Raw genomic sequence first — 13,417 nt, 5'->3', positions numbered from 1 at the left:
AAGTATATGCTTAACCAACCTGACAGCATTAATAAATTGGTGTGGATAATGAGTAAATTACGAGACCCTGATGGCGGCTGTCCATGGGATCTCAAACAAAGTTACCAGAGTATCGTACCATATACCTTAGAAGAAGCTTTTGAAGTAGCCGAGGCTATCGAAAATAAAGATTACCCCGAGCTGGAAAAAGAGCTCGGAGACTTGCTGTTTCAGGTGGTGTTTTATTCGCGTATCGCCGAAGAAGAGCAGCGTTTTGATTTTGCCGATGTGGTGTCTAGCATCTGCGAAAAGCTGATCCGCCGTCATCCCCATGTCTTTACTGATCAACAATTTGCCAATGAGCAAGACATAAAAGCCAATTGGGAAAACGAAAAAATCAAAGAGCGAGCCAATAAAAATCAGCAACAATCGTTACTTGATGATATCCCCAAGGCATTACCTGCGTTAATGCAGGCGGCAAAAATTCAGAAACGTTGCGCCCACATTGGTTTTGATTGGCATGACATCCGTGAGGTATTGTCAAAAGTTAAAGAAGAAGTTGGTGAAGTAGAGCAAGAACTGAACCATCGTGATATCAACAATGACGCATTGGCTGAAGAAATTGGTGATCTATTGTTTGCTGTGGTGAACTTAGCGCGTCATGGTAAATTTGATCCTGAACAGTTGTTGCGCCAGGCAAACAAAAAATTTACCCGCCGTTTTCAATTTATTGAACAACATCATATTGATAATAATATGGATATTCGTCAATCCAGTTTGCAATACCTTGAATCACTTTGGCTGCAGGCGAAAAGGCTGTCATAAAACGATCTTGATTCTGTCACCTTGCTGACATTTTAGACAATTAACCTTAGCTCGTATCTAAGACACAAGGAGCTAAGGTTATGCTACAAAGTCAATCGAGAATTGGGCTAATCCGCAAACGCAGCGCGCAACATAAGGTGTTGGTGCCAGCCAACGTTAGAGAAAACCAATACATACTAGTCGAATTTAAGCCAAATCTAGCGCTACTGGAGTTGATTGCCGGCAGTCACGGCCATGGCGTATATTTTACCGATTTTTATCGCAACCTATCACATAGCTTTTTCAATCTGTGTGAACGCCATGGTTTCGAAAATGTCAGCTTTATTGGTAAAAATAAATTAGTGCGGGTTATGTATGCTCAAGAACAGCAGGTGTTGGAGACGGACCAACAAATCCTGTTTATGTATGACCCGAGTATGCATACCGGCTTGACTACCTTTTTTAATGCTGATGTTTTGGCTGATAAAATTCAGCTGTTATTTTTAGCCACAGGTGATGAGTTACGATTTAATGCCCCGCAATTCCACGCCGGTGTTACGGCATTAATCGAAGAGTTTGCCAATTTATTGAAAGTCGATGTGGGTAGCTTCAAAGTACGCGATCACCAGCATCTGACCTACGACGTGTTTGCTAGAAAGAAGGGCTGTGATAAGTCGATAACACACAGTTTCCGCCCGATCACCAAACGCTATCAGCAACAATCATTGTTATTGCCTGCTGACAACAACGATATGACCTTTGCGGTGGTAAATTTGCCGATTCATCGACAATTGTTGCAGTTTTGTGAGATAGATGAAGCGGCGCCGGATCCATACAATCCACTGTATACCTTTGTCAGTGACAAATTTGTCAAAATCGCCAAGCAATATAATCTCAACCAATTAGCGATTATCGCCAATGGCAAAATTCCAATTATTCGCCGTGATAATGAAAACTATGTATTACCGAAAGGCGAGTTATTGAACCTTGGTTTTAAACCTGTTGGTTCAGAAGGGTTGTATGTAAGTCAGTGGGATAGTAAAAATTTGGTTGATAGTATACGTTTGGTGTTTATCGCATCGCAAAATGATATCAACAAATATGGTTATGGTCGTTTTGTTAACCATCTGAGTGAAGCGGTACGTCAACTGGCAAATGAATTAAATTACAGTCAGGTCAAAGACAGCATCGTGTTACGCTTTCATCAGCATTTAATGTACTCAATTCCAAGTAAAGCGAATAAAAACTAATCGAAAATTGAGGCAGTAACGACAGGGCTAGTTGGCCCTGTCTTTATGTTTTTCCGAGTGTGTGACATTGTCTTATCAGCGGTAATTATTGACCTTGCAAGGTGGCGATTAGGCGTCGGCCACCGCCATGATTGCGATGTTCGCATAAATAGATTCCTTGCCAAGTGCCTAGTGCCAATTGACCATCGCGAATGGGTAGTGTTAACTCACAACCTATGGTCGTTGATTTGATGTGAGCAGGCATGTCGTCACTGCCTTCATAGTCGTGTTGATAATAGGGCGCATCTTCGGGTACAAAACGATTAAAATGTTGCTCTAAATCATGACGCACGGTTGGGTCGGCATTTTCATTGACGGTGATTGACGCCGAAGTATGCTGCAAAAATAAATGCAATAAGCCCACATCAAGGTTATGTATTTGTGGACATTGTTGTATCACCTGATTGGTAATCAAATGAAAACCACGACCCATGGCCGAAAGTTGAATGATATTTTGTTGCCACATAGATTCTAAATTCCTTGTTTAACTTTTACACGAGCGGTTCGGTCTACTATTATGCTAGGACATGTTTATCTTTCGATGACTAATTTTGTTGAAACAAACAGTAATTTAATGTGTTTGCACTGATCTTAACGATTACATTGTTGGTTTGACGCAAACGTGTACAAACGGCAAACCAATACAGATAAAATAACGTTGTAAGAATTACATGGCCAGATATGTAAAAAGCATATTGTTGTCTAAGTCGGCTTTTGTTACAATAGCGCCCCGTCCTGCTACTTGGGTAGCTAACTGTAACTAAGCATTTGATTTTCTGTATTAACGCTAGTTATAGACACACGATTTCTGTTAATTCCTTAATTCCGGGTTTCACATGACAACGAGATATATTTTTGTAACAGGTGGGGTGGTATCATCCCTTGGTAAAGGTATTGCTGCGGCCTCTATGGCAGCGATTCTTGAAGCGCGAGGTCTGAAAGTGACCATGCTTAAACTGGACCCTTACATTAATGTTGACCCGGGAACCATGAGCCCTATTCAGCACGGTGAAGTATTTGTTACTGACGATGGTGCTGAAACTGATCTTGACTTAGGTCACTATGAGCGATTTATTCGCACCAAGATGACCAAAAAGAACAATTTCACAACGGGCCGTATTTACCAAGACATTCTAGCTCGCGAGCGTCGTGGTGAGTTCTTAGGTGCAACTATTCAAGTTATTCCACATATCACCAATGACATCAAACGTCGCGTTATAGAAGGCGCTGAAGGTTATGATGTTGCTATGGTTGAGATTGGTGGTACGGTTGGTGATATTGAATCACAACCATTCTTAGAAGCAATTCGTCAGCTAGGTGTTGAATTAGGCCGTGAACGTGCGATGTTCATGCATTTGACTTTAGTTCCTTACCTAAAAGCCAGTGGCGAAATCAAAACCAAGCCAACGCAACACTCAGTAAAAGAGTTGCGCTCTATTGGTATCTTCCCAGACATTCTGGTTTGTCGCAGCGAAGGCGCGATTCCAGCAAATGAGCGAGCTAAGATCGCATTATTCTGTAATGTCGAAGAAAAAGCTGTTGTGTCGATGCGCGATGTAGACAGTATTTATAAAATTCCAGCGTTACTGAAATCACAAGGCACTGATAATTTAGTTTGTCAACGCTTTGGTATTGAAGCACCAGAAGCTGATTTGCACGAATGGGAACAAGTATTGTTCCAAGAAGCGAACCCTAAAGGTGAAGTGACCATAGGTATGGTTGGTAAATATATTGAACTGCCTGATGCCTACAAATCGGTCAATGAAGCACTTAAGCATGCGGGTTTAAAAAATCAATTAACGGTCAATATTAAATACGTTGATTCGCAAAATGTCGAAGCAAAAGGTGCTGAAGAGTTACAAGGCTTGGACGCGATTCTGGTACCTGGCGGTTTTGGAGAACGTGGTGTTGAGGGGAAAATCCTTACTGCACAATACGCTCGTGAAAATAACATTCCATATTTTGGTATTTGTCTTGGTATGCAAGTCGCACTGATTGAGTTTGCACGCAACGTTGCTGGTCTTGAGCAAGCACATTCGACCGAGTTTAACAAAGCCACACAATATCCTGTGGTCGGTTTAATCGAAGAATGGTTAGACGAAGAAGGCAATGTTGAGACGCGCAGTGAAAACTCTGATCTTGGCGGTACCATGCGTCTTGGTTCACAACAGTGTCATCTGATTGCAGGCACTAAAGCGGAAAGCATTTACGGCGACAAGAGCGTTTATGAACGTCACCGTCACCGTTATGAAGTAAACAATCATTACCGCGACCAACTAGAGCAAGCTGGTCTAGTATTCTCGGGCTTATCACAAGACAAGAAGCTAGTTGAAATGATCGAAATACCAACTCACCCTTGGTTTGTCGCAGGTCAGTTCCACCCAGAGTTCACGTCGACACCGCGTGATGGTCACCCGTTGTTCGAAAGCTTTATTGCTGCAGCGTTTACGCATCAACAAAGCGACAATAAATAACCAAACTAAGCCGTAATTTGCCACACAAGTTACGGCTTTTTTTTCGGGGAGACTCGAAATAGCGTCAATTTTTATATTTATAACGTAGAGGTAAACATGTCGGAAATAGTTAAAGTTATTGCCCGTGAAGTGATGGATTCTCGTGGTAACCCTACAGTCGAAGCGGATGTTCGTTTGGCTTCAGGTGCATTTGGTCGTGCTTGCGCACCATCTGGTGCATCGACTGGTTCACGTGAAGCTCTTGAGCTACGTGACGGAGACAAGTCACGTTACTTGGGTAAAGGTGTATTAAAAGCCGTTGCTGCAGTTAACGATAAAATCGCTCCTGCTATACTTGGTAAAAACGCTGAAAACCAAGCTGAAGTTGATCAGCTTATGATCGATCTCGATGGTACTGAGAACAAGGAAAGCTTTGGTGCTAACGCCATTCTTGCCGTGTCTCTAGCGGTTGCCAAAGCTGCTGCAAATAGCAAAGGTGTCGAGTTATATGAACACATTGCTGATCTAAATGGCACACCTGGTCAATATTCAATGCCTGTCCCTATGATGAATATTCTTAACGGTGGCGAACACGCCGATAACAACGTTGATATTCAAGAATTCATGGTACAACCTGTCGGCGCTCCTTCTTTTAGAGAAGCGTTACGTATGGGGGCTGAAATCTTTCATCAATTGAAGAAAGAATTGGGCGCGAAAGGCTTAAATACTGCGGTTGGTGACGAAGGTGGATTCGCACCTAACCTTGCTTCTAACGAAGAAGCCTTGTCGATTATCGAGACAGCTGTTGGTAATGCCGGTTATAAAATGAACGTTGACGTTACCTTGGCACTAGATTGTGCCGCGTCTGAGTTTTATAAAGATGGTGTTTATGACCTATCTGGTGAAGGTAAGAAGTACGACTCTGAAGGTTTTGCTGATTATCTAGCCGATCTTGCGGCTCGCTATCCTATCATCTCAATTGAAGATGGTTTGGATGAAAGTGATTGGGATGGTTGGAAAGTTCTTACCGACAAAATTGGTGAGAAAGTACAGCTAGTTGGTGATGACTTGTTTGTGACCAACACCAAAATCTTAGCCCGTGGTATCGAGCAAGGTATTGGTAATTCAATTCTTATCAAGTTCAACCAAATTGGTTCTTTAACGGAAACCTTGAACGCGATCAAAATGGCTAAAGACGCTGGCTTTACTGCGGTTATTTCACACCGTAGTGGTGAGACCGAAGATGCAACAATTGCTGATTTAGCGGTTGGTACAGCAGCAGGTCAAATCAAGACCGGTTCATTGTGTCGTTCAGACCGTGTCGCCAAGTATAATCAATTGCTTCGTATTGAAGAGTTCCTAGGTGACAAAGCGGTTTTTAACGGCCGCAGTGAAATTAAAGGTCAGTAATTTTACCCCTTTGATTGAGCAAGCATAATGATGCCGATGACACTAGAAATTGCTAAGGTCATCGGCATTTTTGTATGTGCCGCTGCGTAATGGCAAAGCATTTATCTGCGGACTAATTCGCTGTCATTCAGATGCGCTGGCAAAAATGTGCTATACCAGAATAGTAAGCCTGAGAAATCGGTGCTTTTTAAATAATCAAATTTAGTTTATTATTCACTCGTTATATTTATTAGATATAAAGGCCTAATTCAAGTCCGTGATTTTGAATAGGATATACTAACATGCAAGATTTGTTGTCGGACGCGCTTGAACACTCGTCACAGTTCTCAGAACTGTGCAGTGCTTTGTATGAGCGGGAAATTCAATTACTTGCCAATCAGCCAAAAGATTTTGCGCAAAGCATTCAAGCGCGACTTAAAAGTCTACCTCACTATATCAAACAAACCGCCGGCTCTATGTTGGCCAGTGAAACGCCACTGGGACTCGACTTGCAAAATGCCAGTTGGAGTGAAAAGCAATCACATAAACTGCCGTTAACAGGCCAAAGCGAACAACAAGTTAGCCAATGGTACCGAAAGGCAGCGTTACCTTTGGGCTTAGTGGTGCCTGTTTTGTTGAATGAGGATGGCGTGCAGCGAATCGCCATCGATTGCATTGACCGCGTCGACACCGAACAGCAGCGAATCCGATTGAACTACAGTGGTTGGTTTGAGCTCGAGCCTGTCCCTGTAAATAAAGACTCGCGTTTTACTCTGCTTAAGCCATGTAAAAAAGCATTTGCTGCGGCTTGCAGTGGCCATCAATGGCGCGACGTAGCAAGAACGCAGCCTCACCCTTTGTCGTTACGCGAGTTATTATTGTCTTGCCAGATTAATTGGCAAAATATGCGTGCCACGGCATCTTTAAAATCAGGCTTTTTTTCACTAAAATAGCCCATCTTCGATCGCTAATGCGTCAACTTCTCCATTAAATTCACATTAAACGATTTTAATGATGGACTTGTGTTAATCGCATTTTATAATGTGGTTAATACCTATAATAAATTAGTGCAAGGCATGCGTATAATCACCGCCATTTTGGTTCTGTTTTTCATTTTGCTGCAATACCGTTTATGGTTTGGCAAAAACAGTGTGCCTGATTATTGGCAACAGGTGGAACGCATTGAGACACAACAGCAAGTCAATGAAAAATTAAGTCAGCGAAATCAACTGGTTTGGGCTGATATTAAAGACCTACGTCATGGTTTAGAAGCTGTTGAAGAAAGAGCTCGCAATGAGCTAGGTATGATAAAGGATGGCGAAACCTTCATCCGCGTAATTCCGCAAGAGAAATAATTTTGACTTTAACATCTACTCCGCTTGGGTATACCGTTGTTGTGCCGGCCGCCGGTGTTGGTTCTCGTATGCAACAACCCCTTGCCAAGCAATATCTACAAATCAACGGCAGTAGCATCATTGAGCACACCTTAAATCGCTTACTAAGCTGCGATAAAATAAGCCAAGTGATTGTCGTCTTAAGTAAAAATGACCAACAGTTTAGTAAATTAGCCATCGCAAGCCACCCGAACGTGCACACCGCCGTTGGTGGTAAAGAGCGTGCCGACTCGGTGTTGGCAGGCTTGCAAGCAATGTCAGAGCAAGATTGGGTATTAGTGCATGATGCCGCAAGACCTTGTGTCAGCCATGACGATATTGAACGCCTCATTGAATTTTGTGAACAAAGCCAAGAAGGCGCCATTTTGGCAACACCGGTGCGTGATACCATGAAACGTGCCAATAGCAGCGGCCAAATCGCCTATACCGAAGAGCGTGAAAATATGTGGCACGCATTAACACCACAAATGTTCCCTCATCGTCTGCTTATTGACGCATTAGCCAATGGCTTGGCAGAGAATGCAGCGATAACCGATGAAGCGTCTGCACTAGAGTATGCCGGTCAATCGGCCCACTTAGTCTCAGGGCGCGAAGATAATATTAAAATAACTCGGCCAGCGGATTTACCCTTGGCGGCGTTTATTCTTAGCCAACAGGAGTCATCATGCGAATAGGTCATGGTTATGACGTTCATAAATTTGGTGGACAAGGCCCGGTTACTCTCGCGGGTGTGCAAATAGATTACAGTGCAGGCTTTGTTGCTCACTCCGATGGTGATGTCGCGATTCATGCTTTGTGCGACGCCATATTAGGTGCCTTGGCGTTAGGCGATATTGGTAATCACTTTCCTGATACTGACAGCGATTATGAAAACATCGACTCACGTATTTTATTACGCCATGTGGTGTCGTTAATGACAAATAAGCATTATCAAGTTGGTAATGTTGATATAACTATCGTTGCCCAAGCGCCTAAAATAGCGCCACATTTACTCGCGATGCGCGAAATTATCGCCAGCGATTTACAAACCGACATTGATAATGTCAACGTCAAAGCTACAACAACCGAAAAACTTGGTTTTGTTGGCCGCAAAGAAGGGGTTGCCGTTCATGCGGTAGCACTATTAAAAGATGCATAACCTCGATGACCTTGCTTATGTCTATGGCAAGCCGCTAAGCACCGGCGACTTACGCAGTCGCCCTGAAGATTTTAAAGTAACTGAGCTATTACCCTTTTCCGCCAGTGGCGAAGGTGAGCACTTACTGGTTAATCTTCGAAAGACCGGTGCCAATACGGTGTATGTAGCCAAGCAATTAGCCAAGTACTTTAAAGTGAAACCGCACATGGTTACCTACGCTGGTCTCAAAGATCGAAATGCCGTTACCGAGCAATTTTTTGGCGTTCATGTACCGGGTAAAAAACAATATGATTTAAGTGACTTTGATTGTGAAGGTGTCGAGGTTTTGTCGTGGCAGCGACATAATAAGAAGCTTAAAACCGGCGCTTTACTGGGCAACCATTTTGAAATCACCTTACGCAATGTCACCGACATCGAGGCAATACAACAAAGATGGCAAAAGATTACCGCAACCGGTGTTGCCAACTATTTTGGCGAGCAACGATTTGGTATTGATGGCAACAACCTAAATGGCGCCAAGCAACTATTTGCCGGTAAACGTATTCATGATAGAAACAAACGTGGCTTTTATTTATCAGCCGCGCGTTCTCATGTGTTCAACCAAATGCTCGATGCGCGTATTAAAAACGGCCATTTTAGCAACCCCATTGATGGTGATGTGTTTATGCTAAGTGGCAGTCGCAGTGTGTTTCACTGCGATAAGATAGATGATCAGATTATCCAGCGCCTAGCTGAGCAAGATATTGCCGCGACCTTACCATTGTGGGGCGAGGGCGAGCTAATGAGCAGTGATCAAGCCAAACAGTTTGAATTGGCCATTGCTGAACAACTAAGCGATTACTGCGACGGCCTTGAGAAGTTTGCCTTAAAACAAGAGCGTCGAGCGATAAGTCTATATGTACAAGCGGCAAAAATGACGGTTGATGGTGACAATGCCACCGTAAGCTTTGTCTTACCGTCAGGCTGTTTCGCGACAACTGTGTTAAGAGAATTACTCGATTATACCGACATCAGCGTAAAAGAGCGTGAAAATGAACATTCTGATAAGTAACGATGATGGCGTTAGCGCCAAAGGCATTAAGGTTTTACATCAGCATTTAAGTCAGGTTGCCAATACCAAGGTCGTGGCACCTGATCGCAACTGCAGCGGTGCCAGTAACTCACTTACCTTGTTAAATCCGCTACGTACAGAAACCCTTGATAATGGTTTTATTAGCGTAAACGGTACGCCGACGGACTGCGTGCACCTGGGCATCAGTCAGTTGTATGAGCAAGAGCCAGACTTGGTTGTTGCGGGTATCAACCACGGTGCCAACCTTGGCGATGATGTGTTGTATTCAGGCACAGTAGCTGCGGCAACCGAAGGCCGTCATATGGGCTTACCGGCCATTGCGGTATCTTTGGTAGGTAAAGAGTATAAACACTTTGATACCGCAGCCGTGGTAGTATGTCGCTTTATTGCTCGATTAAAGCAACACCCACTGCAAAGTGATCAAATCATCAATATTAATGTCCCTGATGTCCCTCTTGAGCAGTTAAAAGGTATCAGCGTGACGCGTTTGGGCCATCGCCATAAAGCCGAAACGATGAAACGTAGCCAAGATCCATGGCAACGTGATATTTATTGGTACGGTACGCTTGGATCAGAGCTGGATGCTGGACCTGGTACAGATTTTCATGCGGTTGCCAATAACTATGCATCTGTGACACCATTAACCGTTGATATGACAGCCTATAACAGCATGAGCGAAATAAAAGACTGGATAAGTGAATTAGACATATGAATGCAACTCGAAGTATAAGTGGCAAATCATTGCGCAGTGGCGAATTATTAGCACGGCAATTACACAGCCAGGGCATAAGCAATGAGCGAGTCTTACACGCCATCGCCAGTAGCCCTCGTCATATTTTCGTTCCGGAAATTTTAGCGCATAAGGCTTATGACAACACGGCATTGCCAATCGGGCAAGGGCAAACCATTTCGCAACCATACATTGTCGCTAAGATGACGGAATTGTTATTGGCAGGCAATGACGCTGAAAATGTCTTAGAGATAGGCACCGGCTCAGGCTATCAGACATCCATTTTGGCGCAACTTTTTGGTAAAGTGTATTCGGTTGAGCGCATCAAGTCGTTGCAATTTCAGGCCAAACGTCGTTTGCAAAGCATTGATCAACATAATGTACAAATGAAGCATGGCGATGGCTGGAAAGGCTGGGCGAGCAAAGCTCCTTTTAAAGCAATTATCGTAACCGCAGCCGCCACTGAAGTGCCGCAAAAATTACTAGAGCAACTGGCCGATGGGGGTAAGTTAATCATTCCAGTGGGCCAAGATGCGCAAGTACTTAAACTTATCCAGCGCCAAGGTGATACGTTTAATGTTAGCCAAATTGAGGCGGTGCGATTTGTGCCTTTGGTACCTGGAGAATTGCTGTGAAGATATTCTCGCCTTTGTATCAATGGACGATGCGATGGGCTACCCATACTGCCGCTCCTAAAGTGTTGGCAGTATTGTCGTTTGCAGAGTCGGTATTTTTCCCAATACCACCGGATGTATTACTGGCGCCTATGGTGTTATCGAAACCTGAAAATGCTTGGCGTTTAGCAATGATCACCACCTTAGCGTCTGTGGTTGGTGGCGTACTCGGATACTTGCTTGGTTTTTGGCTATATGAACCGGTAATTAAACCATTATTGATAGAGTTTAATTACATGGATAAATTCCAACACGCCATGGATTGGTTCGAAGACTATGGGGTCTGGGTGGTGTTCTTAGCGGGCTTTTCACCAATACCTTATAAGGTGTTCACGTTAAGTGCTGGCTTTTTACAAATGATGTTTTTACCCTTTCTTCTTGCGTCGGCGATAGGCCGAGGAATGCGCTTTTATTTGGTCGCAGGACTGATTAAAGCAGGCGGTGAAAAAATGGAAGCGAAACTTAGAAACAGCGTCGATATTATCGGTTGGGCTGTGGTCTTTGCAGCAATAGCGTTATATTTTATACTGAGATAATTACCAATAAAAACTGTTAACTAACTGAATAAAAATAAATATTTTTATGAATTGGCGGGAACGAAAAAACAACTCTTACACTGTTGCAGTGATGATAACCGTGATCATGGCGTTATCGGCGTGCGCGGAAAGAACACGCCCAGCACCAGTCGTAAACCTAGAAACAAACAGCAGTTCACGCCAGGCTCAAACTCCGATCCAAGATAAGACATACAAGGTTAAAAAAGGCGAAACCTTATATTCTATCGCCTTTCGCGCGGGGACCGATGTGCGCACTTTGGCGCAATATAATAACCTTAAGCCGCCATATCAAATCTATCCAAATCAAACTTTACATTTGATAGCGCAAGCCAGTATAAATAACGGCTCGACAAACGCCAGTAAATCAATCGTTAAAACTGTGCAAAAAAACAGCAAGAAAACTGTTGCAAATGATAAGGCCGAGGAGTATGGTGAGGTTAAGGGTGGGAAATTCACTGCGGTGAAAGTTCCATCATTAAAGCAAAAAGTGAATCGTTGGATATGGCCTGTTAAAGGGCCTGTAATTTCAAACTTTTCAAGTGCCGAAAAAGGAAATCAAGGCATCGATATAGCAGGTAAGAAGGGGCAACCCGTCAAAGCTGCAGCCGATGGTTTGATAGTCTATTCTGGCAGTGCGTTACGCGGTTATGGCAACCTGATAATCATCAAACATAATGATGACTATCTCAGTGCTTACGCTCACAATGATGAGTTACTGGTAAAAGAACAAGAAACAGTAAAAGCAGGAAGTGTGATCGCGAGAATGGGCAATACTGGTACAGATCGTACTATGTTGCACTTCGAAATTAGATTTAGGGGCAAATCGGTAAATCCAATGCGTTATTTACCGAAATAATCGTTAATAAGTTAATAAAAAAAGAGGCACGAGTGAACGTTTAATAATAATTCCGAGGATATTGGGAGATGTCGATGGATAATGCAAGAAGTACTACAGGCGCTGCAGTTGCAGAAGCAACTAAGACTACTGAAAAGAAAATCAGCAGCGAAGACACAGCATCAAATTTAGATGCAACTCAGATGTATTTGAGCGAGATAGGTTTTTCTCCGCTACTAAGTGCAGAAGAAGAGGTTTTCTTCTCCAGAAAAGCACTTAAAGGCTGTGAAGCATCCCGAGCTCGAATGATTGAAAGTAATCTCCGACTAGTCGTAAAAATTGCACGACGATATAACAATCGCGGTTTACCATTATTAGACTTAATCGAAGAAGGAAACTTGGGCCTTATTCGCGCAGTCGAAAAATTCGACCCAGAGCGCGGCTTCCGTTTCTCTACCTACGCAACCTGGTGGATCCGTCAAACCATTGAACGGGCCATTATGAATCAAACCCGAACCATTCGCTTACCTATCCATGTGGTTAAAGAGCTAAACGTATATTTACGTGCTGCCCGCGAATTGGTGCAACAGTTAGATCATGAGCCAACCGCCGAAGAAATTGCCAGTAAATTAGAAGTACCTGTTGCTGATGTCAGCAAGATGCTCAAGCTAAATGAGCGTATCACGTCAGTTGATACACCGTTTGGTGGCGAATCAGACAAAGCATTGTTAGATGTTATTGCCGACGAGAAGAGCCAAGGCCCTGAATCTGATTTGCAAGACTCAGATATTCGTCAAAATATTGTACATTGGTTGAATGAACTAAATTCTAAGCAACGTGAAGTATTAGCTCGTCGTTTCGGTTTACTTGGCTATGAGCCGGCAACATTAGAAGATGTTGGTCATGAGATTGGCCTAACCCGTGAACGCGTTCGTCAAATTCAGGTAGAAGCATTAAAACGCTTACGTGATATCTTATCTGCGCAAAACTTGTCTATCGAGTCATTGTTTCAGCAGTAAGCTCAAGCACACTAGATTGAACAAAAAAGAGCCGCCAGTTTATTGAACTGGCGGCTCTTTCTTTTGCAGCTTATAGTCGCTATC

General features: G+C 43.4%; 15 protein-coding genes. 14 read left to right on the top strand and 1 reads right to left on the bottom strand.

Annotation, left to right across the window (positions count from 1 at the left end):
- Window positions 1-48: 48 nt before the first annotated feature.
- Together mazG and HII16_RS15085 are read left to right on the top strand one after the other, a co-directional pair.
- Window positions 49-804 (top strand): nucleoside triphosphate pyrophosphohydrolase, encoded by a 756-nt coding sequence (gene mazG, locus HII16_RS15090; protein ID WP_248289646.1) that lies wholly within the window; start codon window positions 49-51, stop codon window positions 802-804.
- Window positions 805-884: 80 nt separating this feature from the next.
- Window positions 885-2,033, top strand: coding sequence for a DUF3083 family protein (locus HII16_RS15085; protein WP_169131418.1), 1,149 nt, complete (start codon window positions 885-887; stop codon window positions 2,031-2,033).
- An 85-nt stretch (window positions 2,034-2,118) separates the two neighbouring features.
- Here HII16_RS15085 and HII16_RS15080 read toward each other — a convergent pair whose 3' ends face one another.
- Complete coding sequence (locus HII16_RS15080; RefSeq protein WP_169131416.1) at window positions 2,119-2,538, bottom strand: secondary thiamine-phosphate synthase enzyme YjbQ; 420 nt, start codon at window positions 2,536-2,538, stop codon at window positions 2,119-2,121.
- 370 nt (window positions 2,539-2,908) lie between these two features.
- On the opposite strand from HII16_RS15080, the gene HII16_RS15075 reads away from it, so the two are divergent.
- The 12 genes from HII16_RS15075 (at window position 2,909) to rpoS (ending at window position 13,333) form a co-directional block, all read left to right on the top strand.
- Window positions 2,909-4,546, top strand: coding sequence for a CTP synthase (locus tag HII16_RS15075; protein WP_169131414.1), 1,638 nt, complete (start codon window positions 2,909-2,911; stop codon window positions 4,544-4,546).
- Window positions 4,547-4,642: 96 nt separating this feature from the next.
- Complete coding sequence (gene eno / locus HII16_RS15070) at window positions 4,643-5,935, top strand: phosphopyruvate hydratase (protein WP_169131412.1); 1,293 nt, start codon at window positions 4,643-4,645, stop codon at window positions 5,933-5,935.
- Window positions 5,936-6,216: 281 nt separating this feature from the next.
- Window positions 6,217-6,867: a hypothetical protein gene (locus HII16_RS15065; RefSeq protein WP_169131410.1), complete on the top strand. Its 651-nt coding sequence runs from the start codon at window positions 6,217-6,219 to the stop codon at window positions 6,865-6,867.
- 123 nt (window positions 6,868-6,990) lie between these two features.
- Window positions 6,991-7,269, top strand: coding sequence for a cell division protein FtsB (gene ftsB, locus HII16_RS15060; protein ID WP_169131564.1), 279 nt, complete (start codon window positions 6,991-6,993; stop codon window positions 7,267-7,269).
- 2 nt (window positions 7,270-7,271) lie between these two features.
- The gene (ispD, locus tag HII16_RS15055; protein ID WP_169131408.1) at window positions 7,272-7,982 is read left to right on the top strand and encodes a 2-C-methyl-D-erythritol 4-phosphate cytidylyltransferase; all 711 of its coding nucleotides are present in this window, start codon (window positions 7,272-7,274) and stop codon (window positions 7,980-7,982) included.
- Window positions 7,973-8,446, top strand: coding sequence for a 2-C-methyl-D-erythritol 2,4-cyclodiphosphate synthase (gene ispF, locus HII16_RS15050; protein ID WP_169131406.1), 474 nt, complete (start codon window positions 7,973-7,975; stop codon window positions 8,444-8,446). The genes ispD and ispF overlap by 10 nt, the downstream gene beginning before the upstream one ends.
- On the top strand, window positions 8,439-9,497 hold the full coding sequence (locus HII16_RS15045) for a tRNA pseudouridine(13) synthase TruD (protein ID WP_169131404.1): 1,059 nt from the start codon (window positions 8,439-8,441) through the stop codon (window positions 9,495-9,497). Before ispF ends, HII16_RS15045 begins: the two co-directional genes overlap by 8 nt.
- Window positions 9,478-10,230, top strand: a complete 753-nt coding sequence (gene surE / locus HII16_RS15040; protein WP_169131402.1) for a 5'/3'-nucleotidase SurE — start codon at window positions 9,478-9,480, stop codon at window positions 10,228-10,230. The genes HII16_RS15045 and surE overlap by 20 nt, the downstream gene beginning before the upstream one ends.
- A complete protein-coding gene (locus HII16_RS15035; protein ID WP_169131400.1) occupies window positions 10,227-10,883 on the top strand; it encodes a protein-L-isoaspartate(D-aspartate) O-methyltransferase in 657 nt (218 codons plus the stop codon). The genes surE and HII16_RS15035 overlap by 4 nt, the downstream gene beginning before the upstream one ends.
- Window positions 10,880-11,458, top strand: coding sequence for a YqaA family protein (locus HII16_RS15030; RefSeq protein ID WP_169131398.1), 579 nt, complete (start codon window positions 10,880-10,882; stop codon window positions 11,456-11,458). Before HII16_RS15035 ends, HII16_RS15030 begins: the two co-directional genes overlap by 4 nt.
- A gap of 46 nt (window positions 11,459-11,504) precedes the next feature.
- On the top strand, window positions 11,505-12,335 hold the full coding sequence (locus HII16_RS15025; RefSeq protein ID WP_169131396.1) for a peptidoglycan DD-metalloendopeptidase family protein: 831 nt from the start codon (window positions 11,505-11,507) through the stop codon (window positions 12,333-12,335).
- Window positions 12,336-12,409: 74 nt separating this feature from the next.
- Window positions 12,410-13,333: an RNA polymerase sigma factor RpoS gene (rpoS, locus tag HII16_RS15020; RefSeq protein ID WP_248289645.1), complete on the top strand. Its 924-nt coding sequence runs from the start codon at window positions 12,410-12,412 to the stop codon at window positions 13,331-13,333.
- The last annotated feature ends 84 nt before the right edge of the window (window positions 13,334-13,417 follow it).

It is taken from the genome of Thalassotalea sp. Y01 (assembly GCF_012932945.1).
Lineage (GTDB): Bacteria > Pseudomonadota > Gammaproteobacteria > Enterobacterales > Alteromonadaceae > Thalassotalea_A.
The sequence above is the reverse complement of the archived record's forward strand: the minus strand, read 5'-3'. Positions and strand labels throughout refer to the sequence as shown.